The organism is Pseudoflavonifractor sp. 60 (genome assembly GCF_009911645.1).
GTDB lineage: Bacteria > Bacillota > Clostridia > Oscillospirales > Oscillospiraceae > Lawsonibacter.
Window position 1 is genome coordinate 25,459 of the sequence record NZ_QWKI01000104.1, and the last position, 25,622, is coordinate 51,080.

Annotated in this window: 21 protein-coding genes and 1 pseudogene; 19 read left to right on the forward strand and 3 right to left on the reverse strand. The window is 52.6% G+C overall.

The features are described 5' to 3' along the window. Positions 1-63 precede the first annotated feature (63 nt). Genes D1646_RS11745 through D1646_RS11755 form a run of 3 tightly spaced genes read right to left on the reverse strand, consistent with a single transcriptional unit; the run spans position 64 to position 2,515 of the window. Positions 64-795 (reverse strand): hypothetical protein, encoded by a 732-nt coding sequence (locus tag D1646_RS11745; protein WP_160636638.1) that lies wholly within the window; start codon positions 793-795, stop codon positions 64-66. Beyond that, positions 792-1,454: a YesL family protein gene (locus D1646_RS11750; protein WP_160636639.1), complete on the reverse strand. Its 663-nt coding sequence runs from the start codon at positions 1,452-1,454 to the stop codon at positions 792-794. Before D1646_RS11750 ends, D1646_RS11745 begins: the two co-directional genes overlap by 4 nt. After that, on the reverse strand, positions 1,451-2,515 hold the full coding sequence (locus D1646_RS11755; RefSeq protein ID WP_160636640.1) for a LacI family DNA-binding transcriptional regulator: 1,065 nt from the start codon (positions 2,513-2,515) through the stop codon (positions 1,451-1,453). The genes D1646_RS11750 and D1646_RS11755 overlap by 4 nt, the downstream gene beginning before the upstream one ends. A 385-nt stretch (positions 2,516-2,900) precedes the next feature. Here D1646_RS11755 and D1646_RS11760 point away from each other — a divergent pair, with 385 nt between their 5' ends. The 19 genes and pseudogenes from D1646_RS11760 (at position 2,901) to D1646_RS11850 (ending at position 25,531) form a co-directional block, all read left to right on the forward strand. Continuing rightward, positions 2,901-3,845 carry an ABC transporter permease subunit gene (locus D1646_RS11760; protein ID WP_160636641.1) on the forward strand — a complete coding sequence of 315 codons (945 nt, stop codon included), beginning with the start codon at positions 2,901-2,903 and terminating at the stop codon, positions 3,843-3,845. A gap of 19 nt (positions 3,846-3,864) precedes the next feature. After that, entirely contained in the window at positions 3,865-4,770 is a 906-nt protein-coding gene (locus D1646_RS11765) for a carbohydrate ABC transporter permease (RefSeq protein WP_160636642.1), read from the forward strand. Between the two features lie 62 nt (positions 4,771-4,832). Then, positions 4,833-6,506: an extracellular solute-binding protein gene (locus tag D1646_RS11770; protein WP_160636643.1), complete on the forward strand. Its 1,674-nt coding sequence runs from the start codon at positions 4,833-4,835 to the stop codon at positions 6,504-6,506. A 123-nt stretch (positions 6,507-6,629) separates the two neighbouring features. Then, on the forward strand, positions 6,630-8,123 hold the full coding sequence (locus tag D1646_RS11775) for a glycoside hydrolase family 32 protein (RefSeq protein WP_160636644.1): 1,494 nt from the start codon (positions 6,630-6,632) through the stop codon (positions 8,121-8,123). A gap of 9 nt (positions 8,124-8,132) precedes the next feature. Further along, positions 8,133-9,113: a carbohydrate kinase gene (locus D1646_RS11780; RefSeq protein WP_160636645.1), complete on the forward strand. Its 981-nt coding sequence runs from the start codon at positions 8,133-8,135 to the stop codon at positions 9,111-9,113. A gap of 62 nt (positions 9,114-9,175) precedes the next feature. Then, a complete protein-coding gene (locus D1646_RS11785) occupies positions 9,176-10,654 on the forward strand; it encodes a hypothetical protein (RefSeq protein WP_160636646.1) in 1,479 nt (492 codons plus the stop codon). A 348-nt stretch (positions 10,655-11,002) separates the two neighbouring features. Then, positions 11,003-11,677, forward strand: coding sequence for a response regulator transcription factor (locus D1646_RS23965; RefSeq protein ID WP_160636647.1), 675 nt, complete (start codon positions 11,003-11,005; stop codon positions 11,675-11,677). Positions 11,678-12,294: 617 nt separating this feature from the next. Continuing rightward, complete coding sequence (locus D1646_RS11795; RefSeq protein ID WP_160636648.1) at positions 12,295-12,771, forward strand: sigma-70 family RNA polymerase sigma factor; 477 nt, start codon at positions 12,295-12,297, stop codon at positions 12,769-12,771. A gap of 173 nt (positions 12,772-12,944) precedes the next feature. After that, the gene (locus tag D1646_RS11800; RefSeq protein ID WP_160636649.1) at positions 12,945-13,208 is read left to right on the forward strand and encodes a DUF6870 family protein; all 264 of its coding nucleotides are present in this window, start codon (positions 12,945-12,947) and stop codon (positions 13,206-13,208) included. 138 nt (positions 13,209-13,346) lie between these two features. After that, a complete protein-coding gene (locus D1646_RS11805) occupies positions 13,347-14,978 on the forward strand; it encodes a recombinase family protein (protein WP_160636650.1) in 1,632 nt (543 codons plus the stop codon). A 2-nt stretch (positions 14,979-14,980) separates the two neighbouring features. After that, complete coding sequence (locus tag D1646_RS11810; RefSeq protein ID WP_160636651.1) at positions 14,981-16,702, forward strand: recombinase family protein; 1,722 nt, start codon at positions 14,981-14,983, stop codon at positions 16,700-16,702. Beyond that, positions 16,699-18,321, forward strand: coding sequence for a recombinase family protein (locus D1646_RS11815; RefSeq protein ID WP_160636652.1), 1,623 nt, complete (start codon positions 16,699-16,701; stop codon positions 18,319-18,321). The genes D1646_RS11810 and D1646_RS11815 overlap by 4 nt, the downstream gene beginning before the upstream one ends. A gap of 204 nt (positions 18,322-18,525) precedes the next feature. Then, positions 18,526-20,262: pseudogene (locus tag D1646_RS11820) on the forward strand (recombinase family protein); the annotation flags it as partial. 19 nt (positions 20,263-20,281) lie between these two features. Then, positions 20,282-20,638: a TnpV protein gene (locus D1646_RS11825; protein ID WP_160636653.1), complete on the forward strand. Its 357-nt coding sequence runs from the start codon at positions 20,282-20,284 to the stop codon at positions 20,636-20,638. 207 nt (positions 20,639-20,845) lie between these two features. Then, positions 20,846-21,349 (forward strand): sigma-70 family RNA polymerase sigma factor, encoded by a 504-nt coding sequence (locus D1646_RS11830; protein WP_160636654.1) that lies wholly within the window; start codon positions 20,846-20,848, stop codon positions 21,347-21,349. Then, positions 21,342-22,253: a zf-HC2 domain-containing protein gene (locus D1646_RS11835; RefSeq protein ID WP_160636655.1), complete on the forward strand. Its 912-nt coding sequence runs from the start codon at positions 21,342-21,344 to the stop codon at positions 22,251-22,253. The genes D1646_RS11830 and D1646_RS11835 overlap by 8 nt, the downstream gene beginning before the upstream one ends. A gap of 443 nt (positions 22,254-22,696) precedes the next feature. After that, a complete protein-coding gene (locus D1646_RS11840) occupies positions 22,697-23,914 on the forward strand; it encodes an ABC transporter permease (protein WP_160636656.1) in 1,218 nt (405 codons plus the stop codon). After that, a complete protein-coding gene (locus tag D1646_RS11845) occupies positions 23,911-24,582 on the forward strand; it encodes an ATP-binding cassette domain-containing protein (RefSeq protein WP_160636657.1) in 672 nt (223 codons plus the stop codon). The genes D1646_RS11840 and D1646_RS11845 overlap by 4 nt, the downstream gene beginning before the upstream one ends. Positions 24,583-25,132: 550 nt before the next feature. Further along, entirely contained in the window at positions 25,133-25,531 is a 399-nt protein-coding gene (locus D1646_RS11850) for a sigma factor-like helix-turn-helix DNA-binding protein (RefSeq protein WP_160636658.1), read from the forward strand. Positions 25,532-25,622: the final 91 nt, after the last annotated feature.

The window sequence follows — 25,622 nt, forward strand, 5'->3', positions numbered from 1 at the left end:
GCTGCTCCGATCAGAGCGGGACAAGCGGATCTCACCGCCTGTCCCGCTCCCCGTTTGGGCAGATTACGATGCCAAATACGCAATATACTGGACAATGGCGGGAAGCCGGGGGCTGTTGCCCACCACGCCCAGATATACAGGCTCCGAGAAGCCGGCACCCTGAAACAGGGGGAACTGGGAGAGGTCGAGCCCGTTTACGACCTCCTCCGTCACCGCCCTGTACTGCTCCGCCTGGTTGAGGGTGTATTCAATGGAGTTGTCCTCCAGGATCACTGTGTTCACGGCCAGGTGAGGCTCCAGACGGCGGTACAGGGCGCCGTCCGAAGTGAGCAGGCCGGACAGGTCAAGGAGATAGCCCCTCTGGGAAAAAATATCATACCCCTCCTGGTTCATCAGGACGACGTCCATCTGCTCCGCATTGATGGCGGCCATGAGCTTCAGGCTGGATGCGTACTGATATTCGTGGTCCTCGGGAGCGGGGTCGTCCGACAAATAGAGCCCCCGGGACAGGTCGATCTCAGCCCGTTTGGGATCGGCCCCGCTGGTGGAGAGAAATCCCCCGGTCAGCCGGGCTTCCAGCTCATCCCCAACAGAAATATTGATGTGGGCCGTGTACAAAATAACTTCTTTTTTTGTGATTTGCCGGTACGCCGCGGAGCATACCAGATACAGTGCGATAAGACCTAGCAGGATCGGAAGCTTAAAGTAGGTAAAGATATACTCCGTTTTGCCAGCCAGGCTCATTTTTTGAAAGGCCGCCCTCCGGGCGGCCGTTTCCTCTTTTGTCAGACTCATATGTCCCCACCAGCCTCCGGGGCGCCCTCCTCCTCCGGGTCATAGGCGCAGGCGCGCAGCACGTTGTTCATCAGATAGGCGCTGAGCAGGGCGCACAGGCCCTCGCCGAAGATGATCAGCGGGGTAAATACGCTGACCACCAGAAAGAACATGGCAAAATGTACCGCGAACACCAGAATGGTGCAGAAGAGATAGTGGGTCCCAATGAAAAAGGAATTTTTCAGCATGGCCCAGTTGGTGTTGGAGACGCTGGCCACCAGTGGAAAGACAAACAGCAAAATGATGGTGTAAGCCACCGCCGCGGCGATCACCAGGGCCAGGATCAAGGTCCACAGAACGGCGGCGGCGCCGGTGGAGGAGGCGCGGAGATGGTACACGATGTATCCGTCGCTGGCCAGCAGCCCGCCAATGGCCAGCAGGATCAGCCACAGGACGGTGGACTGGCGGAAATTTTCCCGGAAGGAGCGGAAGAACATGCGGGTCAAGGCGTGGTCCTCCCCCCGGACGATTTTCAGGGAGGTGTAGTACAGCGCCGTGGTGGACGCCCCAATGGTAACGATGGGGATGCAGCAGAGGAACCAGAGGATATTCAGGCAGCAGCTGTAGCACAGCTTCATCATCAGCTGGCCAAAGGGACTGTCGTAGGAAAGAAATTTCATTTCACTTCCTCCTTCACGGTCAGCTTTGTGGAATCCCGGCAGATCAGCTCAGTAGCCGTATAGACGGTCCGGTAGTCCAGATAGGGCTCTTTCATTCTGGACAGCAAGAGATGGAGGGCGGTAAAGGCCATGATCTGGGTGTGGATGTGGACGGTGGTCAGCGCCGGGGTCATGATCCTGGATTCCGGGGCGTCGTCGAACCCGCATAAAAGGATATCGCCTGGGACCGATTTGCCCAGCTTGCGCAGCGCCTGCATGGTGTCCACGGCGATAAAGTCGTTGGCGCAGAGAAACACCTCCGGCAGCTCCGGCAGGGCGGAGAGGGGGACATCCATATCCGTGGAATGCCGCTTGATACAGAACGCCTCGTCCACGGGGACGCCGGCCAGGGTCATAGCGGAACGGAAGGCGACATAGCGCTCAAAAAAGGACTGGCAGTGCTCATAATCGCCAATAAAGCCGATTTTCCGGATGCCCTTCCCCAATAAATCATGGACCAGCTTGGTAATCCCGGTGGTATTGTCCATCAGCAGCTGGTCGGCGGGGAGAGAATCGCCATACCGCTTATGGGGGCCGTCCACGAACAGCACAGGCAGTCCCAGCGTGCAGACCATCTCGTCATAGGCCCGGTCAAACATCTCTATGCACATGATGGCGCTGGCCCGTTCCGGGTCGAATGTGGCCGGGAGGGTGTGCTGGGCCAGATTCTCCCGGTCCACCTTATAAATATTTAACGAATAGCCCAGCTGAGACAGCTCCTGCTTGAACCGGTCCAGCATGGGAATGGCGAAGTGGTTGGACAGCAGGGAGAGGTTTGCGGTGAACACGGCAATTTCGCTGGCCGCGGCGGGGGGCTCAGAGTCCCCGGAGGGAACAAACCTGCTGTTTCCTGAGAGGGCGGCCACATAGGAGAATTGCTTATAGCCCATTTCCACCGCTTTCTGGAGAATTTTTTCCCTTGTCGCCTCCGCCAGACCGTCAGAGTTGTTGATTGCCTTAGACACGGTGTTTCGTGAAACACCCAGGGCGTCCGCAATATCTTGAATGGTGACCCGTTTCATGGAATGCCTCCTCACTTTTGTACCTTTTCAAGGAACCTCTGATCGAATTGGTCCTCACGGTTCTAAGCCCTGAATTTTCAGGCGCTTCCCCCGCCGGAGACGGGGAAACACGAATCAATCAGAGGTTCCTTAATTTTGTTTTGCACATCGTACCACAAATAGGTGCAAATGTCAAGTTTGTGATTGTGCGAATGACAATATCAATTGTCACAATATTTGCCCCAAAAATTCTACACTGCAAACGCGGAAATATAGTTGACATATGCAAGGTGTCGTGCTAATGTAAACTTACCGAATCCAAGAAATGTTCAAATACATACATTTTAATTCGGATGGTGTATTTGCTCATTTTCCGGGAGAGGAAAAAACAGAAGGAGGAATATCTATGAGCAAGTCCCAGACAAGCGCTGTTGTCCCAACGGGCGGAAACACCAGGCTGCACAACTCTCTGGTGTACATCCGGCAGCACTGGCAGCTGTACGCATTCTTTATCATGCCTGCCTTTGTGCTGACGATCGTTTTCCGCTACATCCCCATGGGCGGCATCGCCATCGCGTTCATGGACTACAACCCCTTCGCTGGCATCTTTGGCAGCGAATTTGTGGGGATGTATCACTTTGAGCGCTTCCTGACGTCCCCGGATTTCCTAAGCTACCTGGCCAATACCCTGAAGCTGAGCGTGTTCGGCCTGCTGTGGGGGTTTCCAGCCCCCATCCTGCTGGCCTTCCTGCTCAACCGCATTCTGAGCAAGAGCAGGAAGCAAAAGATCCAGCTGGTGCTGTATATGCCCAACTTCATCTCTGTCATCGTGCTGTGCGGTATTGTGCGGATTCTTCTGTCTCCCACGGGCATGATCAATATGCTTTTGGGTACCAACTATAACTTTATGACCATGCCGGAGGCATTCCGAACCATCTATATTGCCAGCGGAATCTGGCAGGGCGCAGGCTGGGCCTCCATTATTTATACAGCCGCCCTCTCCAACGCCAGCAAGGACCTGAAGGAGGCCGCCATCCTGGACGGCGCCAACATCATCCAGCAGATCAAGGCGGTGGAGTGGCCCGCCATCAAGGACACGGTGCTCATCCAGTTCATCATGTCGGTGGGCAACATCATGAGCATCGGCTTTGAGAAGGCCTACGCCCTCCAGACCGACCTGAATATGGCCTCCTCCGAGATCATCTCCACCTATGTGTATAAGCAGGGCCTGATCAACGGCGACTACAGCTTCTCCACCGCCGTGGGCCTGTTCAATACCGTCATCAACGTGATCCTCCTGATCTCCATGAATGCCGTTGTCAAGAAAATGAACGACGGCAAGGGCATTTGACAGAAAGGGGAGAGAATGTGTGAAGCATAAAAAAAACAGCGCCTTTGCCCGGCAGTCCGCCGGCGACAGGGCCCTCCTGATCGTGGCATATACCATCCTTGGCCTGTTTCTGGCTGCCATTATTTTTCCCATTATTTATATCATCCTTTCGTCCTTTATCGACCCCATCACCCTCCAGAACAAGGGCGTGACCTTCGATTTCAGCAAGTGGACGCTGATGGCCTATGAGCGGGTGCTGGGCAACGCCCAGATCTGGGTGGGCTTTAAGAACGCCCTGCTCTACTCCATTGAAGCCACCATCCTGGGCGGGGTCGTCACCCTGCTGGCCGCCTACCCCATGTCCCGGCCCGATTTCCGGGGCAGAGGCTTCTTCAATGTGATCTTTGTCATCACCATGTTCTTCGGCGGCGGCCTGATCCCCACCTACCTGCTGATCAACGACCTCAACCTGCTGGACAACCCCTTGGCCATCCTGCTGCCCTGCGCCTTCAACGTGTGGAACATGATTATTGCCCGTACCTACTACCAGGGCATCCCCCGGGACCTCCAGGAGGCCGCGGACATTGACGGAGCCACCGAAATGGCCTACTTCTTCAAGATCCTGATCCCCGTCTGCACCCCCATCATCGCCACCATCTCCATGTGGAACTTCGTGGGCATGTGGAACAGCTACTTTGACGCCATGATCTACCTGAAGGACCCCGCTAAGCAGCCTTTGCAGCTGGTCCTCCGTTCCATCCTGATCCAAAGCCAGCCTGAGGCCGGTATGGTCTCCGACATCCAGAGCACCGCCGAGCGGGCCCAGCTGGCCGAGCTGCTCAAGTACGCCACGATTATCATCTCCAGCATTCCCCTGATGATCATGTATCCCTTCTTCCAAAAGTACTTCGATAACGGCATTATGGCCGGTGCAGTGAAGGGATAAGGCCCCTTTTTCAAGAAACGTAAAGCGTGCCAACCACAACTATCATAAAAAGGAGAATCGATATGAAAAAGTTCTTTCGCAGGAGCATCTCCCTCGCCCTGGCGCTGGTCATGGCTACAGGTCTGCTGGCAAGCTGCGGCGGCAACAAGCTGGGCGGCAACAGCAAGGGTCTGGAGGTAGACCCCGCTGAGGTGGCCATGCCCCTGGCGGAAAAGGCCACCATCAAGGGCCTGACCCAGTTCCCCGCCGGCACCGAGTCCGACCCCAACAACCGCACCATCTTCCAGCGCCTGGAGGAGCAGACCAACGTCCATGTGGAGTGGCGGGCCATTCAGAAAGACCAGTGGGGCGACACCATCCAGCTGGAGATGTCCAACGCCAAGACCCTGCCCGATTTCGTGTTCGACGCAGGCTTTGGCGAGGTCGATCTGCTGAAGTACTCCAAGCAGGGCGTTATCATCCCCCTGGAGGACTATATTGACAAGTATATGCCCAACCTGAAAAAGGTCTTTGAGCAGGTGCCTGAGTATGAGGCCATGTGCAGGGACTCGGAGGGCCACATCTGGGGCCTGCCCTGGATCGAGCAGCTGGGCTACCACAACACCGCCATCCAGCTGCTGGGCAACATGCCCTTCATCAACACCGCGTGGCTGGACTTCCTGGGCCTGGAGATGCCCACCACCGTGGACGAGTTCGAGGCTGTCCTCATCGCCTTCCGTGACAACGCCGCCGCCCTGAAAGCCCAGTTCAACATCGACGGCGACATCATCCCCATGTCCTGCATCGTCAACGACGGCGGCCAGGACCCCTTCATCCTCATCAACGGCTTTGGCGAGGGCTACGGCGACCCCGACGCCGGGAAGCACCTGGCCGTGACCGACGAGGGCAAGGTGGTCAGCGTGGCCACCTCCGAGGGCTTCAAGAAGGGCACCGCCTGGCTGCACAAGCTGTATGAGGAGAAGCTCATCGACGTGGAAGCCTTCACCCAAGACTGGTCCACCTACGTGGCCAAGGGCAAGAGCGGCCGCTACGGTGTCTGCTTCACCTGGGACGTGGGTAACGTCGCCCCCTCCCTGGAGGGCTGGGCGCCCCTGCCCATGCTGAAGGCTGACACCGTGAACCTCACTCCCGCCACCGCCTCCTACACCTCCGGCTTCCAGCGCGGCCGCTGCGTTGTCACCTCCGTGGCCGAGAATCCCGCCCTGGTCTGCGCCTGGCTGGACCAGATGTACGCGCCCCTCCAGTCCCCCCAGAACAACTGGGGCACCTATGGCGAGGATGACGGCTTCGACATCTTCACCATGGGCACCAATGCCAAGGGCGAGCCCATGCTCCAGCACGCCCCTCTGGGCGACAAGTCCCCCGTGGAGGTCCGGGAAGCCGAGAGCGTCAACGGCCCTCTGGCCATTCTGGACAGCTACTACGGCGAGTACGTCACTCTGCCTGATGACGCCGCTTACCGCCTGGACTGGATCAAGGAGATCTACACCCCCGTCTGCACCGCCAAATACTGCCTGCCCAGCTTCTTCATGACCCAGGAGGACTCCGTGACCGATTCCAACCTGGGCGCCGATATCGGCAAGTGCATCAACGAGTTCAAGGCCCGCGCCGTCCTGGAGGGCTTCTCCGACGCCGACTGGGATCAGTTCCAGGCCGACCTCCAGTCCTATAAGCTGGACGAGTATGTGGCCCTGTATCAGAAGTATTTCGACGCCTATCTGGAGGCCCAGAAGTAAGCATTCCCAGGCAGAGAGCTGCCGTTCCTACGTTCCCCCGTCCCCCTGTGGGGGCGGGGGCGTTTTAAAAAGGTCAGAATGAAACGCCCTCTATGGCGGGCGTGTGCAATGATGGAGGTTCCTATGAGCAGTAACATTTTAAGGGAAGCGCGGAGACATGAGGAGATCGCGGAGCAGCTAATCCCGCCCCAGGCCCGCCCCTTGTTTCACCTGTCTTCCCGGGTGGGATGGATGAACGATCCCAACGGCTTTTCCTATTACCAGGGGAAATACCACCTGTTTTATCAGTATTACCCCTACGAATCCAAATGGGGCCCCATGCACTGGGGGCACGCGGTCAGTGAGGACCTGCTCCACTGGGAGTATCTCCCGGCCGCCCTGGCCCCGGATACGCCGGCAGACAAGGACGGGTGCTTTTCCGGCAGCGCGGTGGAGCTGGCTGACGGCCGGCAGCTGCTGATGTATACGGGTGTCTCCGCCGGGCCCAAGCTGCCGGACGGGACCAGTGACGACAGGCAGACCCAGTGCGTCGCGGTGGGAGACGGCGTGAACTATGAGAAGTACCCCGGCAATCCGGTCCTGACCGGCGAGGACATCCCCGAGGGCGGCAGCAAGGTGGATTTCCGGGACCCGAAAATCTGGCGGGAGGCGGATGGGACCTACCGCTGCGTGGCGGGGAACCGCCCGGCCGACGGCAGCGGCCAGATCCTCCTTTACTCCAGCCCGGACGGGTTCCACTGGAAGTTCGAGAGTGTGCTGGCCGAAAACAAAAATAGGTTCGGCCTGATGTGGGAGTGCCCGGACTTCTTCCAGCTGGACGGGAAATATGTCCTTCTGACCAGCCCCCAGGATATGCTGCCCAGTGGGTTCGAGTACCACAACGGCAACGGGACCCTGTGCCTGATTGGCAGCTTTGATGAGCAGAGCAAGACCTTCCAGGAGGAGCGCGACCAGGCCATTGACTACGGCATCGACTTCTACGCCCCCCAGACCCTGCTGGCCCCCGATGGCCGGCGGATCATGATCGCCTGGATGCAGAACTGGGACACCCTGTCCATCGCATCCCTGAAAGCCCCCTGGTTTGGACAGATGACGGTGCCCAGGGAGCTGTCCATCAAAAATGGCCGGCTGTATCAGTGTCCGGTCCGTGAGCTGGACGGGCTACGGAGCGGACGTGTCTCCTATCAAAATGTAGACTTCCAGGGAGAGCTGACCCTGGAAGGGATCAAGGGCCGAAAGGTTGACGTCACCATCACCCTGAGGCCCGGCGATGAGGAACATATTTATAAAAAATTCTCCGTCTGGTTCGGGCAGGACGATACTTACCATACAGCGATCAGCTTCCGGCCCTATGAGTCCGTTCTGAAAATCGACCGCAAATTCTCCGGCTCACGCCGGGCCATCATCCACCAGCGGAGGTGTAAGGTCCCCCAAAACGGGGGGAATATCACCTTCCGTATGATCCTGGACCGCTTCAGCGTAGAGATTTTTGTCAATCACGGCGAGCAGACCCTGTCGGCGACCATGTATACCGATCTGTCCGCCGACGGCTTTCGGTTCTTTGCTGACGGGGAGGTCACCATGGACATTGAAAAGTACGATCTGGACGGGGAATAGGAGGCAGAAATGAATCGAAAATTCGACGTTGTGGCCCTTGGAGAGCTGCTGATCGACTTTACGCAGAATGGAGTCAGCGAACAGGGAAATCCGCTGCTGGAGGCCAACCCCGGCGGCGCGCCCTGCAATGTGCTGGCCATGCTGCAAAAACTGGGGAAGGCCACCGCCTTTGTGGGCAAGGTGGGGGAGGATATGTTTGGCCGCCAGCTCCGCGGGGTGGTGGAACAGGCCGGCATCGACCTGACAAATCTGGTGATGGACCCTGCCGCCCACACGACCCTGGCCTTTGTGCAGACCTTCGCCAACGGCGACCGGGATTTCTCCTTCTACCGCGACCCCGGCGCTGATATGCTGCTTACCGCCGATGAGGTGCCGGAGGATGTGATCGCCAATAGCCGCGTCTTCCACTTCGGCACTCTGTCCATGACCCATCCCGGCGTGCGCGAGGCCACCAAAAAGGCAGTGGCCTGCGCAAAAGACGCCGGAGCTCTGGTGTCCTTTGACCCCAACCTCCGCCCGCCCCTGTGGGCCGGTCTGGAGGATGCCCGGGCGCAGATCGCCTGGGGGCTGGGGCAATGCGACGTGCTGAAGATTGCCGACAATGAGCTGGAGTTTATGACCGGCCAGACGGACTTTGACAAGGGCGCCGCTGTCCTTCAGGCGGAGTACCCCAACATCCGCATTTTGAACGTCACCGCCGGGGCAGAGGGCAGCTGCTCCTACTACGGAGGCAGGCGGGTGTTTGTTCCCGCCGTCAAGCTGGGCGGCACCATCGAGACCACCGGCGCGGGGGACACCTTCTGCGCCTGCGTGCTGAACTTTGTTCTGGAACACGGCACAGAAAATTTGACAGAAGCGGATCTGACCGACATGCTGCGCTTCGCTAACGCCGCCGCTTATCTTGTCACCACCAGAAAGGGAGCAATCCGCTCCATGCCAGAACAGGCAGAGGTGGAAGCTCTTATGAGCGGAGATGGAGGTGGTCTGTGATGCGGAAGGAAAAAGCTGGAATGAATATTGGGGCTGCACCAATCTGCTTGGTATTGTTTTTATTGACCATTTTTTTATTCAGCGGCTGCGGACAAAATTCCAATGGAGACGGCAGCTTTGCCGACCCTGGAAATGACAAAGATTTTTCCCAACTGACTACGCCGGAGCAGCAGGAGGCGGCTTACAACTATCGGGCTTATTTCCGGCCCGCCCTGGATGGAGGCGAGCAGCCCTATGTGGGGGACACTATGCCCTTCTATGAGGACGGCGTCTATTACATCTACTACCTGAAGGATAAGGGCGATTCCCGCAACCATTCCCTCTATCTGGCCACCACCACGGATTTTGTCCGCTACATCGAATATGACGAGGCGATTCTGGAGTCTACCCCGGGCGCTCAGGATGACTGGATCGGCACTGGCTCCGTGGTAAAGGTGGGTGAGAAATACTATTTGTTCTACACCGGCCACACCGATGGGCCCATGGAGTTTAAAGAAAAAATTCTGGTGGCGGAGGGGGACAGCCCCTTGGCTTTTACAAAGCTGCCGGACTGGGAACTGATCCCGCCCGAGGCACTGGGCCAGAAGCGGGACTTCCGCGACCCCCAGGCCTACTACGATCCTGACAGCGGGAGTATCACCCTGACGGTAACCGCCGCTCAAGACGGCGTGGCCCGGATCTTGAAGTTTACTCTGAGCGCCGACCTGCAGACCAGCACCTATGACGGCATCATCTTTTCCGACCCCACCGAGAGCTTTTGGAATCTGGAGTGCAGCGACACCTTCCGCCTAGGCAACACCTGGTATCTCACCTACTCGGGCCAGGACGATACCCTTTGGTTTGCCGCTTCCGACACCCCCTACGGCCCCTATGGAGAGGCCAAACGTCTGGACGGCAAACTGTTCTACGCCGCCAAGCATGTGGAGGACGGCGAAAATTCCTACATGGTGGGCTGGGCCCGCCGGTCTGAGGTGATGTCTTCCACCGTGGGAGTCACCGACTGGGCGGGCAATCTGGCGGTACAGAAGATCATTCAGAAGGAAAACGGGGATTTGGCGCTGGAGCCGGTGGATGCTGTGGCGGAAGGCTTTACCGCCCGCCGGGCGCTGGCAGTAAAGAACCCGGAGGTGCTGGTGAAGGCGAAAGACTCCTACGCCTATACGGATGTCTTTACCTGCTATGAGAGCTTTCTGATCCGCGGCGAGTTCTGTTATGAGAAAGAGGGAATGTTTGGCCTGAGCTTTGACTTTGACGGCGACCCCGGATTGAACAAGTTCATTGCAGTCGATCCCGCTGAGCACAAGCTCCAGCTTTGGTTCAATGAGGGTGACACCCTAATCACTGAGACGGCAGCGGAGCTCCAGCCGGGTGAGATTTATTCCTTCACCTACATTCAGGAGGGCTCTGTAGGTATCTTCTACATTGACGGCGTGGCGGCCCTGACTGTCCGCCTGTATGGTGCCAGCGGCAAGCCGATTCAATTGTTTGCGAAAGAAAATAGCGTACAGTTCATGTCGCTGGAACAGTACACACGGCCTTGATTATTTCTGCTGTTTCTGAATGAGAGAATTAAGCCGAAAGGGGCAACTGCTTGAGACGCTATCTGTACGGCGGCCTGTAGATACTGGGCGGCAAGCTAAGGCTCTGCCCCAATCTCTCTAAGGCGTGGAGTAAGCTGAGCTTATAACCCTGTTGTGGAAGGGACAAAAGTCGGCAGTTACCGTTTCTAAAGGGACAGTAGAGGGCATCAATGTGGCAAAAACCTCTCTTATTACATTGGAGGCTTGGGGGAATGAATATGCTTTTGAAAAGGATCTGGTCTACTTAAAATAAGACATTTGACTGCAACCAAATAAGGGGTGATCCGCATAAAGAGACAGATATTAGTTGTGGATAATGATTTAGCCACATGTCAGAGTATACGAGAAGGCTTACGGGATAGCTTGACAGAGGTGTGCTGCATAACATCTGCGGTGGAAGCACTGACCAGCTATATGAAGCAGGATTATTGTCTGGTTATTCTGGATATCCAACTTGATGATATAGACAGTATGGAACTGCTCAAAACAATGCGGTGTACGAACCACACTCCAATTTTAGTACTTACTGCTCCTTTAACATCGGAGGAAATCATTACGCTTCTCAATGCAGGTGCAGATACTTATCTCGAAACACCGCTGAATATAGAGGTTTGTGTTGCACAGGCAAACGCCTTGATGCGATTATATATTGATTCAGACATTAATCATGAACAACATCAGCCTCTTATCCGTGGGGCAGAATTGATCATCAGTCCCCGATACAGACAAGTTATGGTGGATGGTAAACCGCTGGAATTGAGTCGTAAAGAATTTGACTTGCTGCACTGCCTCGCTGCTTATCCTGGTCAGGTATTTTCCCGTGGACAGATTTACAGCCATATCTGGGATGATGAACCCACTGTAGCTGTGGATGAAGCTGTAAAATCACTGATCAAGAAACTCCGAAAGAAGTTGGCCACTGTCGATAAAGACTACATTCAAAATATGCGCGGAGTCGGATATAAATTTGTTTTACCAGATTAAATATGTATAAATCAATATCGGTCAGCAGAATGGCATCCTGTTTAGGGAAATTCTGCTGACTGACTTTTTTGTCGAAATATGCGAAAACAGCCCCGATAAAGCCCCGGTAAAGCCCCGAACACGCCCCTTTTAGTTTCTATACTATCTCCAATGGCAGTATTAAGACAAACGGAGGGATTCAACCACCCCGGCAGGCGGCAGTAAAACTGCCACTTTTCCCCTTGGTGAAGGGAGATAAGCCGTCTGTGTGCCAGCCGTAAACGGAAGGAGTTCCTATGCGATGGACAATCCATCGTATTGAGAATGTCCGCCGGTATGACGTGCCAGGACACACCGCTTACTTGAAAGCATTCAGGCGTCCTTGTCTCAATTTCTCTCGCAGGAATAGAAGGGAGCCGGTTCAAGGATCGACAAAACCTCCGCCTGCCCGATCAGTCACATCGACAAGATATCTCAATGCGTACCAAGCGGCCGAATTTTCACAGCTTTGTGGATTCGGCCGCTCTTTTTATACCTATGGGGTTTATCCCAGGTGTCGTTCTCCGCCAATCACATTTATCGCTTCACAGTACAACAATAAATTTTGATTGGAAAGGAAATTCATTATGAATAACGATATGCGATCCTATGTAATCAACCTGCTGGAAACTTATCAGGAGCGCACGCGGAAGATCGCTCTGCTACACTACGAGTTGGAACACCCCGCCCGTACATCCGAGGCTGAGATAATCAGTGCGATGGCCTTGGGGCATGGTGCTGGCGGCAGCAGTCACACCGAGGGCCACATCTCCGACAAGACCCTCTACATCGCGCTCAACTACCAGAGCAAGGTTGATAAGCTGAACGCTGACACAAAAGAGGAGATTGTGGCGCATCTGGTGGAGCTGGAGCAGAAGCAGAAGCGGCTGGATTACTACATCTCGCTCTTGGAGTCCAGTCAAGCAGAAGTGATACATTTGTCCTATTTTGAGAGGTTATCCCAAGAAAAAGTGGCTGAATCCCTGGATTTATCTATCCGGACAGTCCAAACGTTAAAAGCCAAGGCGTTGAAGACTTTGACGGGGATGTACCAGTACGTCGCAAAACTCAACTAAACCGATTTGCGCGGCTTTTGCGGGAAATTTGCGGCTGTACTTCGCTGTATCTGCCGCTAGAAGGTAGTTGTAATTGCGTTTAATTCTGTGTTATTATTAAGCTGTCAAAAAAGGAAGGCACTCCAGACCATGTCTGGGGTGCCTTCCCCTATTATTTACAAGGGGGTCATCTTATGCGGGAAAAGATCACAGCAGAACAGTACACGCAAATGAAGGAAACCGACATCCGCTCCGTGGACCCGGCCACAGTGCCGGATATCCGGGACATCCATGTAAACCCAGCGCTTCCGCCGGCCGAGCGAATCCGGGAAGCCGCCCGACAGATGAAGGGCAATCCCTTCGTCTACCGCTGCGGCGGTCTTTTGGTCAAGACCTCCTTTGCCGGAACCCGGCCCCTCCAGGCTGTCCTGGAGGAGTGCCTGGAACATTCTAAATGACAGCGCCGATAAAACTCGCCCTTTACACAGAGCGAAAAAGCTGATATACTGAATGCGGATCAAATCAGATAAGGGTATTCCATGAGTGCTTTCTGACTGAAAATCCGCATGTTGCGGGGAATGTCAGGAGGTTTTCTCATGGAATTTTTTTGTTACGCCTATGGTCGTCTGTCCAAGGAGGACCTGGACAAAAAGGCGGAAAGCGACAGCATCAAAAATCAGCGCGACCTGATCCAAGCCTACATCGACCGTGACCCGGAACTGCACCTGGTCATGGAGGGCTACGACGATGGCTACACCGGCACCAGCTTCGACCGGCCCCACGTCCGGGAGATGCTGGAGGCGGTGAAGTCCGGCAAAGTCAACTGCGTGGTGGTCAAGGACCTGTCCCGGTTTGGACGGGAGTACATCGAATCAGGCCAGTACATCGAAAAGCTGTTCCCGGCCCTGGGAGTGCGCTTTATCGCCATCAATGACAACTATGATACGGCCCACCTGGACAGCTCCAGCAGCCTGATGCTGCCCTTCAAAAATTTGATGAACGACAGCTACTGCCGGGACACCTCCATCAAGATCCGTAGCCACCTGGATGTGAAGCGGCGGAACGGGGAGTTTATCGGCTCCTTCGCGGTCTATGGCTATGCCAAGGACCCGGAGAACAAAAACCGCTTGGTAGTTGACCCGGAGGCGGCTGAGACGGTACGGGAGATTTTCGCCCGGCGCATTGCCGGACAAAGCTGTCAGGCCATTTCGGATGATCTGAACGCACTGGGAGTCTTGTCTCCCATGGAGTACAAGCGGTCTAAGGGGATCAACTTCAAGACCGGCTACCAGGTGCAGAGCAAAGCCAAGTGGAGCGCCCGGGCGGTACTTCGTATTCTGGAAAACGAGGTCTATCTGGGCATTATGACTCAGGGCAAGCGCACCACTCCCAATTACAAGGTCAGGACGGTGGTCGAGCGCCCGCCTGAAGCCTGGATGCGGGTGGAGGGGACCCACGAGGCCATTATCAGTCAGGAGGATTTCCGACTTGCGGCCCGTTTGAAGGGCAAGGATACCCGAAAGGCCCCCGGGGCCAGCGTGGTCTATCCTCTGTCGGGGCTGGTATGCTGCGGGGACTGCAAGAGCAATATGATCCGAAAAACCAGTCTCTATGGCGAAAAGACCTACGGTTATTTTGTCTGCGCCGCCCACCGGGCGGATAAATCGGTATGCTCCACCCACAGCATCAGCGAGACCAAGCTGGAGCAGGCAGTGCTGGAGGGGATCAACTTTCACATCAAGATGGTAGCGGAGCTGCGTGGAGCGCTGGAGGCCATCAGCCGCCGCCCCATGCAGCGGGTGACGCTGGAGCGGATGGACCGCCGGCTGGATACTCTGCGGCAGGAACTGGCCCGAAAACAGGAAATCAGGGACAATCTCTACCGCCGCTATGCCAGCGGTGAGGTATCCAAGGAGGATTTTTACGATTTCAAGCGCATTTTCACCAAGGATTGTGAAGAAGTTGAACAGTCCATTGAGACGCAGCGGCATCAGCTGGATGAAATGCTGGCCAACACCTCCCCGGACAGCCCCTGGATTGAATACTTTCAGCGGTTCGGCCAAATTGACGTGTTGAACCGGGATGTGCTGGTGCGTCTGGTGGAGCGGATTCTGGTCTACGAGGACAGCCGGATTGAGATTGTGTTCCAATATCAGGCACAGTTTGAGCAGGCCAAGGCCGTGGCCTCCTCCTTTGCGGAGGACGATGAACTTCGGGAGGCGGTGTAGGCATGGCGAGGAAAAGCCGAAAGGACCAGATCAGGGCTGCAAACAGTGGACAAGCCCTGTCTGAGCAGAGGCAGACTGCGGCTCCCGCTGAGAAAACCTATGCTACCGTGGGTTACGCCCGCCTGTCCATCCTGGAAACCAGGGATAGGAAGGACAGCGAGGCCCTGCAAAATCAGAAAGCGCTCATTCGGGAATACATTCAGAGCCAGGGCGACTTAACGCTGCTTTCCATCTACGAGGACAACGGCGAGACCGGGACGAATTTCCAGCGGCCCGGGTTCGAGGCCATGATGGAGGCCATCTGTGCTGGAAAAGCCAACTGCATCGTGGTCAAGGACCTGTCCCGTTTTGGTCGGAATTACATTGAGGCCGGCAACTACCTGGAACACGTATTTCCGGCGATGGGCGTCCGCTTTATCTCCATCGGGGACGGCTATGACAGCGCCGACGCCACCACCGCCGACTGTCTGGTGGTCGCGTTAAAAAACCTGATGAATCAGGTATATTCCAAGGATATTTCCCGAAAGTCCGGCTCTGTTCTGCGAGAGAAAATCAAACATGGGGAGTTTATCGGAGGCTACGCCTCCTATGGCTACATCAAAGACCCAGCGGACAGGCACCGGATCATCGTTGATCCGGAGGCCGCCGAAGTGGTCCGAATGATTTTTCAGAAAAAATTGGAGGGCGTCAGCAATGCAGGCATTGTCCGCTGGCTGAACAATTCCGGGATTTTGTCCCCCTGCTGCTACCGGTACCAGAAAGGCATCCTGATCGACCAGCGGTTCGCCCAGCCCAAGCCCTGGAAGGTGGAAACGGTAAAGAATATCCTGCGCAGCCAAGTCTACCTGGGCCATATGGTACAGGGCCGCCGTCGCTCGGAGTTTTACGCCGGGATACCGGACCGGCTCCTGCCGAAGTCGGAATGGACCATTGTGGAGAATACCCATGAGGCCATCATCAGCCAAGCAGACTTTGACGCTGTACAATCCATTTGTGATTTGAAACAGAAAGAATACCACGCCAATCTGGGAAAGTACGATCACCTGGGAAAGAGCGAAAATATTCTGAAAGGCCTGGTTTACTGCGGCGACTGCGGTCGGCCTATGGTGCGGTATAAGCAGGTGGTCAAAGGGAAAAAGGTGTCCTACCATTACATGTGTCCCAACTACGCCGCTATGCTGGAGCGGAGCGGCTGCGCCTACAAATTCCTGCGGGAGGATATCCTGCTGGACGCCCTGTCCCAGCTGATTGGCAAGGAAATCGAGCAGGCGGTGGATACTGTACGACTGGCCAGACATCTCTCCGCTGGAAAAGAGGGACAAATCACCGCCAGAGCGGCGGAACTCCGGCGGCTGAATCTGGACCTGGAGCGGGCTGAAAACCGAAAAAAGACGGTTATGCAGGATTTTTTGGCCGGAGAGCTGTCCCGCGATGAATATGAGCAGCTGAAGATATGCTGTACCGGAGAGGCCGAGCGGTTGAAAAACCGTATTCTGGCACTCCGGGAGGAGCAGCACTGTCAGTCCGAGACGCTGACCGGGGATAATCCCTGGCTGAAAACCTTTGGAGGTCTCCAACTCCCTGACCGACTGACCAAGGAGCTGGCCCATGGACTGATCCAGCGTATTACGATTTACGAGAACGACCGAATTGAAGTGATTTTCAAGTATAGGGATGAGCGGGAGCAGCTGCTCACCGCGATTAACAAGGAGGTAGTAGCATGACGGCGGCAAAATATATCCGACTGTCCTCCGCTGACGAGGACATCAGGATGGGCGATAAAGCAGAAAGCAACAGTGTGGTTAACCAGCGAAAGCTGCTGGACTGTTATCTTGAAAGCCACCGTGAATTTTCCAACTGCACAATTTTGGAGTTTTTGGACGATGGCCGCAGCGGAACCAACCTGGACCGGCCGGGAATGCGCGCCATGCTGGACGCTGCCCGCCGGCACGAAATCGACTGCATCATTGTGAAGGACTTTTCCCGCTTTGCCAGGGACTACATTGAGTCCGGCCGTTACCTGGAACAGGTTTTCCCGGCCCTGGGCATCCGGTTCATCTCTGTCAACGATTGTTACGACAGCTATGATTTTCCCTACGGCACCGCTGGCAATATCAATAACGGTCTATTAAACTTGATTAACGAAATGTACAGCCGAGACCTATCCCAGAAATCCAAAGCGGCCAAGCGGCTGTACGCCCAGCGGGGCCAGTGTATATCTGCTTATCCGGTCTATGGTTATCTCAAATCCCCGGAGGACAAACGGACTTGGATTCCCGATCCGGAGGCGGCCCCGGTGGTACAGCGGATGTTCAACTGGTATGCAGAGGGACTCACCTCCACGGAAATAGCCAAACGGCTGAATGAGGATGGTATCCCTACGCCAGCCCAGCATAAGAGGGCGCTGGGGTCCAAACGTCAGCTGTGGAACTCGGAACGCACCGATAATTTCTGGCGGGCCACTACGATTGGAAAAATCCTGCGGGACGAGCGGTACACCGGCAAGCTGGTGGCACTGAAAACCACACTGAGCGAACTGGGGAACATCCACTCAGCCAAGGCAATCGAAAAAGATGATTGGGTCATCGTTCCTGGAGCGTTTGAGGCGATTATCTCTCAGGAAATCTTTGACCAGGTACAAGCAAAGCTTGAAACGGTCAGGCCCACTCGGAAGCTGGGCCCCATGAAACGGAGACTGTTTTCTCGAAAGCTAAGATGCGGCCACTGCGGCGCGGCGTTGATACGCCATGAGATTGCACAGGGCGTCTACTACACCTGCGATGGCAGGGCATGGAACGGAACAGATGACTGCAAAAAAATCCGCCTGTTTGAGACAGACCTGATTCAAGCGGTTCTGGCCTCCATCCGGTTTCAAGCTCAGTTGGCGAAAAAGACAGAGAAGCGCCTTGACCGAAAGGAAAAACAAATCCAGACGGCACAAAATCGTGCTCAGTCAGCCCAGCAGCGTATTCAGAAACAAATCGCTCAGCTGGAGACACGGAAAGCGGAGGCCTATCTGAGCTATGATTTGGGCGAGGTATCGCAGAGCGATTACAAAAACCGCTGCAAAAAGATTGATGCCGCCATTATGGAGCAAAAGCGGCAGCTGGACGCCTTGGAACAGGACAGTGGCAGCATTCTCCCTGATATGGATACTGTCAGCTGTGAGCAGATCAACAGCTTGAAACCGCTCAGTAACTTGCGGACCTTGAATCGGGATATGGTTGAGGTGCTGATTCACTCCATTCAGATCTACAATGGAAATCGGATTGAAATTGCATGGAATTTTAACGAGGACTATATGAAACTTCTTGCGGAGGAGGATACAGCTATGCGGGTATAACAAACAGGCTTGTGGTTGATTTGATCGACAATGTATGTGTGAGGAACGGCTCCTTTCTCCGTTCCCCACACTGCTTAAAATGAGTTGCTTTTTGGTTTTTACAGGACACTTTCACCCGATAGTGTCCAATAAAAACCAAAAAGGAGATTGTTTTATTTCCTCCGAGAAAAATTTTTATAATTTTTTGGTTTTCCCTTGACACTTTCTGATGACGGCGTTTCCGGCACTCGCTTTGATCGGCCCGGCTTCATGGCGATGATGGAGGAAGTCGAGGACGGCAATGTGGAGGCCATCATCGTCAAGGATATGTCCAGGCTGGGCCGTGACTATCTGAAAGTCGGTCAGGTGATGGAAATTCTTCGCCAGCGGGAAGTGCGCCTGATTGCCATTAACGACAATGTGGACACCGACAAAGGGGACAATGACATGACCCCATTCTTGAATATCATGTACGAGTTTTACGCCCGTGACACGAGCCGTAAAATCAAGTCGGTATTCAAGGCCAAGGGCATGAGCGGCAAGCACTTGACCGGGACAGTAATCTATGGCTACCTGTGGGATGAAAAGCGGGAACACTGGCTAGTGGACGATGAGGCCGCTGCTGTGGTGCAGCGTATCTTCGCCATGACGCTGGCGGGCTACGGCCCCTACCAAATCGCCACCCAACTCACCCAGGACAAGGTTGAAATCCCATCGGTACATCTGGCAAGATTTAACGAGGGAGTGAACCGAACCAAGCCGGTCAAGGATATTTACGGATGGGGTTCCTCCACCATTGTCCATATACTCAAAAAGCGTGAATACCTGGGCCATACTGTCAACTTTAAGACCCGTAAACACTTCAAGGACAAAAAGAGCCATTATGTCGATGAAAGCGAGTGGATGATTTTCGAGAATACCCATGCTCCCATCATCGACCAAGAAACCTTTGACAACGTACAGCGCATCCGGGGGAATGTCAAGCGTTACCCGGACGGCTGGGGGGAGGCCGCGCCGCTGACCGGCCTGATGTATTGTGCCGACTGCGGCGGCAAAATGTATGTCCACCGCTCCAACAATGGCAAGCGTGTCCACCAGTACACTTGCGCCCAATACGGCAAAGTCCCCATTGGAACGCTCTGCCCCACCCAGCACCGTATCAACGAGAGCGTGGTGCTTGACCTCATTTCCGGGATGCTCCGGGCGATTGCCGACTATGCCAAGTCCGACCGGGCGGCGTTTATCCGGGAAGTGCAGGAGGCCCAGGCCAGCCAGCAGGACAGCGACATCAAAAAGAAAAAGCGTCGGCTGACGGCGGCGCAGAAACGGGCCGGGGAACTGGAACGTCTTGTCTGCAAAATTTATGAGGACAACGCTTTGGGCCGTCTGCCGGATGCCCGGTATGCCGCCCTGGATGCACAGTACGCCAAGGAGCAGGAGGAACTTGCCGTCGAGATTGCGGCGTTGGAAAAGGCCGTCAGCAGCTACGACCAGGGCAAGAAATCGGCGGAAAAGTTTATTGCCCTGATTGACAAGTACAGTGATTTTGAAACCATGACCACCACTATGCTCAATGAATTTGTCGATAAAATCCTCGTCCATGAGCGTGACCGCAAAGGCAGTATTGAAACCACCCAGGCGGTGGAGGTCTACTTCAATTTTGTCGGCAAGTATATCCCTCCGGCGTTCCGGGAAGTAGAGTTGACCCCGGAGGAACAGGAGGCCATTCGGAAGAAAGAGGAATTGAAAGACCGGCGGCATCAAGCCTATCTCCGGCGCAAGGCCAGCGGTTGGCAGCGGCAGTATGAGGAACGCACCAGGGCGGCGAAAAAGGCCAAGATTGACGCACAGAAAGCCGCTATCCGGGCAGAGGATGTAGCGAAGGGTATCTATGCCCATGTTGCCGATTTGCCCCGCCAGGAGCCAAAACGGGCGGTTATGCAAGTCCGCCCTACGCTTTGAGAGAAAGGAGAGTGCCGACATGAAAATCGAATTGGAGTATGTGAAAGTGGGCGATTACTATTTCCTTGCCCCGGCGCTGGAGCCGCAGCCAGACCGCAGCCTGGGCAAGTATGGCCTTATGCGTTTGCGCTATTTGAAGGAGCATCGTCCGGGCCTGTTCAACCGCCTGACTTTGAGCGGCAAGCTGTACGCCCACCTGTTGGAAACCGAGGACGCAGCCAATGACCTGCTGGACAGCATGATGCCGGGAATGGCAAAGGAGGCCGGGGCCACCGAGGACTTGAAAGCCCGCGATCCCATGCGCTGGGTGGGGCTGATGAATTGCTGTAAGGCCCAGGTGGAGGAAATCATTTTTGCGGAAGTGATTATGATTTGACAGAAATGCGGGGCAATCCCCGCATTTCTTAATAATAGCAGCTTGCATATAGGGCAAGTGGCAGTCTATACTAATTTCGTCAAAATCTAATATGCCATAAGTGGTATCAGTTCCGGGCAAATATATGAGGGAAAACTGTTTTCAAAAATATTTCAAAAACTTTGTAAGATTTTTTGAAATACGGAGTCTTATAAGGGAGGAGGTGAGATGGTGGCAGATTTCCAAGACGAATTTGAGAAAATTTATATCAGATACTTCAATGATGTATTTCTTTTTCTCAAAAAGCTGTCCAAAGATGAAAGTATTGCAGAGGAAATCACAAGCGAAACATTCTTCAAAGCAATGCGCTCAATAGATGCTTTTCGCGGCGATACAGATATTCGCGTTTGGCTTTGTCAAATCGCAAAAAACTGTTACTTTTCTCACTTGAAAAAGCAACAGGGGCTTGTAGATATTGATGATGTTGAATTTACAGATAACATAGATACCATTGAGGAACAGATAATAAACCGAAGTGATGCTATGCGAATACATCTGCTGCTGCACAATTTAGCTGAACCATACAAGGAAGTTTTTATGCTGCGGGTTTTTGGAGAATTGAGTTTCAAACAAATCGCAAAAATTTTTCAAAAAACAGATAACTGGGCCTGTGTCACTTATCACCGGGCAAGAAACAAAATATTGGAACAAATGGAGGCCAATAATGAGTGATAAATGCAATTTGATTAAAGACATACTTCCACTTTATGTAGAAGATATGGTAAGTGCGGATACACGCGAATTTGTAAGCGAACATCTTGAGCATTGCGCGGAGTGCCATGCGGAGTTTGAGCGTATGCAGAAAGCAACGAAATTCATTCCTGATACTGACCCCGATACTGATATTGTACCGCTGAAAAGAGTAAAGCGGGACTTATTTATCAAACGCTTGCAGACTATTTGTTTCACGGCGATCTTGGCCTGTGCCATCGTGACGATTGTTTTCGGGATTTTGACATCACCTAAATTTTTTCCCTATTCCGATAACCTGCTCAATGTGATTGATGTCCCTGATGGGAGCGTTATCATCACCTTTGATAGCGAGGTAACAGGGTATAGCTGCAATGAAGTGTTTGACAATGAAACAGAAACGGCAATTTATCGCATAAATGCTTGGACTACCACTTGGGACTTACATTTGTCTAATCGTGGAAAACAAAACATGGTGATACCCTTTGACCGTGAAACTGAAATTCAGATTTTCTATGCTCAAAACGATGGCTCTGAGGACGTACTGATCTATGGGTCAAATCAAAACACCGAAGAAAACGGCGTAACTCTGCCAAGACTGATCCTGATGCCGTATTTCCTATTAGCTTTTCTCGCCCTTGTTGTCCTTGCAATTCTACGAGTGCTATTAAGAAATAAGCAAGCAGTCGTTGTTTGGGTTGATAGGGCTATACCGTTCCCAATTTCCTATATGGCAGCGCAGCTTTGCACAAAAGGATTTAACTTCACCACATATTCATCGCAACGAGATTTTTGTATCATCATCCTGGTTGCTATGCTGCTTTATTTCGCAATGCTGACAGGAAAATCTCTTTATAAAGCAAAGCTGAACACTTCGAGGGGATAGAGGAAAGGGCATGAAAAAATCTCTGTTTAGACTAACGGATATGTTGGAGCTAAGTATTGTATATATTTTCTGCTTTTCTCTCAATCTGCTTTTGGATTATGCAAAGACTTTGGACTTGGATGCCTATATTCTAAAGGCTTTTTTGAAAAACTTTATTGATTACCAGCTATTGATAGTTTTGCTGTTTACGTTCATTGTGATAGTGTTCCATTATCAAATGCTGGAGAGAAAAAAGGCAGAAATATTTTGCAGAATACTTGTAGGCGGTACTGTGTTTAGCATCATCATTCGATATGTTCTGGACTGTCTCACGGTACTAATTTTCGTTTATCTTTTATCGGCTTTGGTAAATCTCCATTTTGATTTCAATTTAGCCGACAATTTTTATTTAGTCCTTATTTTTGTCACATACATACTAATCAGCGCAAGGCGGGTACGGAAATATGAAAATATTTAAGTTCATTGTTTCAAAAATATTTTTGAGAAAAGCGATACTTGGTATTGGTATCATGTTGTTGCTTCTCATGGCGAATTACATAACCTTTACTGCTGCTCGTTCTATTTTGTCAACATTTCAAGGGTATCAGGAAACAAAATATGTAAATCAAGAGGGAGTTTACATCGCCAACTTAGACCCGAATAGTCATATTGATATGAGCATAGTTGACGAAAATGGAACACAAGCAGTATATGACTATTTGAACAGTAGCTTTCAGTATGCTTTTTATACAGACGGGTTTATTGTACCAGTTCCAAACGGTGATGATATGAAAATATCATTGGGCTATATGAACGAGCAGTATTATAGATTAAATGAATTTGAACTTTCACAAGGGACGGGTTTGGATTTTGATTACCAATTAGACGGGGAAATCCCTGTTTTAATAGGAAAAGGGTTAAGTAAAACATATCCCGTTGGAGCAACAATAGAAATGGAAGAATCTGTTCTTGGGGGGCCTTTGACGCTAAAGGTTCAGGGCGTGTTGAAGCAAAACGCCTACCATTCTAATTTCTATGCCCTCAACTCCAAGGCATACTACAATTTCTCAATCCTCTTTCCAGTGAATGAGGAATTTATCAATCATGCGAACATGGACATCAAATTTAATGGCCTCATGGACATTATACTTTTGGACACCTCAAAAGAAGAAATAGCGGATTTGAGTGAGGTTATCAACGATAATTTGGGTTTAAGTTTCAATTTCTTTAGTCAAAAGGAAAACTACGATTATTTCAACGAATACTATCTTCATTCACTAAAAATTATATTCATAACGACCGTTATTCTGCTGATCGTCATAACTTGTCTTTCTGTTTGGAACGCATTGGTGAGTGTTCGCCTAATGCTGAAAGACTTTACGATCAATCTGTTGGTGGGATTAAGCTACTCAAAGCTAAAAAGAATTTTTTATGGTTACTTTGGGATGCTCTCCTTTGTTAATGTAGCACTGATTGCCACATTCACTGCTTTTAACCGATACGGGCGCTGGTTAAGGAAAGACGCTACCTTTGCCACTTACGGATTGTTTGGTTTGATAGGAATGGACTGGCTGGCTTTGTTGCTGGTTGTCGTTTCTGATATTGTGATCGGAATAATTGTTGTCGAAAGTATGTTGTGGAAAATCAAAAAGGTTCCAATCTCCTTGGGGGTGTTGCAATGACGAAGATTATTGATCTAAGCATTAAAGAAAAAATCTATAAGAGCAAAAAGGCGCAGATTTCAATACTAAATGATTTCAGGCTTGAAGTTGCCGCCAGTGAAAAAATTGCCATTGTAGGCGAATCGGGAGCGGGCAAGAGTTCTTTGCTCAATATCATTGGATTGCTTGATCGAAATTATGCCGGTGAATATACGCTTTTCGGTTCTCCGACAGATCAGTTACATACTAGTCAGTTGGCGCAATGGCGAAATCAACGGATTGGCTTTGTTCTTCAAGAGTCGGCACTCATTAACTCTTTGACGGTTGAAGATAACATCAAACTGCCGTTTCTCTATGCCAGTCCTGACAAAAAGGGTGTTGGGGAGATTGAGGATTTCGATGCTGTCATTAGTGCGATTGAGATCAGGCACATACTAAAAAAGAAACCTCTTGAATGTTCCGGCGGAGAAAAGGCCAGAGCAGTATTTGCCAGAGGAATCATCATGAAGCCTCAAATTATTTTGGCTGATGAACCTACGGCGTCCCTGGATGTGGAGAACAGAGAACGAATTGTTGCCTTGCTTTTTAACATGAACAAAGAGTTTAACACCACTATCATTACTGTAACTCATGATTTGGAAATAGCCAATCGTCATGATAGAGTAATCCATCTTGAAAGGAGTAAATAAAATGGGATTTTTTGCGATGATTGCGTCAATGCTGCTGGGGATATTGTTTGTTGCAATCGGGATTTCCCGCAGAAAGCAAAAGGGGTGGCCTATAATCCTTATCGCACTCGGAATTGTGTTTGTCCTCATTGCGGTTTATTTGGGATGGCCTAAATAGAAGTCAATAAAAGCCAAGTCTGCCCAGCGGCAGAAAAGAAAAAAACCGCTGCTGGGCAGTCCGATTTCTCATGTCCAAACGCTCTTTCCAGCGGCGGCTTTGATTATTCAAAGCCGCTGTTTTTATATCCACTGGCGGCATATAGGAGGATGCCGCCATGCGATTACAGGTAGATAGGCACTTGTCAAAAAAAGCCTAACCCCCACAGTAGCATCCCCTACTCAAATATGCGAAAATAGTCGTTTTTTGACGGCTCATACTGTTATGCCTTGCGCCCGAATGGTCTTGCACCATGCGGGCGCTTTTCTATTTCCGGGCCAGCGACACCGGCCCCGCTGCCGCTCCCCTCCCCCTCCGTTCAGACCCCAAAAAATCTGAACGGAGGAAAGGACAATGGAAATTACCATCAAAATCAACGGGCGGTTCATGTCCGTTGAGGTCAGCGCCGAGGTTGCGGACTATCTGGAACAGGCGAGACGGAACAATCGGAAACTCTACCGGGAGCGTCAGCGGTATTGGGATGGGCGCGAGTGTGATGAGTACATAATCGCCGCCGAGGGCCGCTTGCCCTACTGCGCCACCCCGGAGGAATTGGTCTGCCAACGGGAAACGCTGGATGAAATTCTGGCGGTGCTGGCGCTCTGCACCGACACCCAGCGGGAGCGGTTCTTGCTCTATGCGCTGTACGATTTCAGCTATGCGGAGATTGCCGAGATGTGCGGTTGTACCAAAGGTTCGGTACAGACTTCCATCAACGCTGTCAGAAAAACTTTTCAGAAATTTTGGAAATAGGCCCATACAACCGACCCCCTAAGTGGGCTATAAGGTGAGGGGCGTTAGCTCCATCACCGGGAGGGACAAGCAGTTTCGGCTGTTTGTCCCT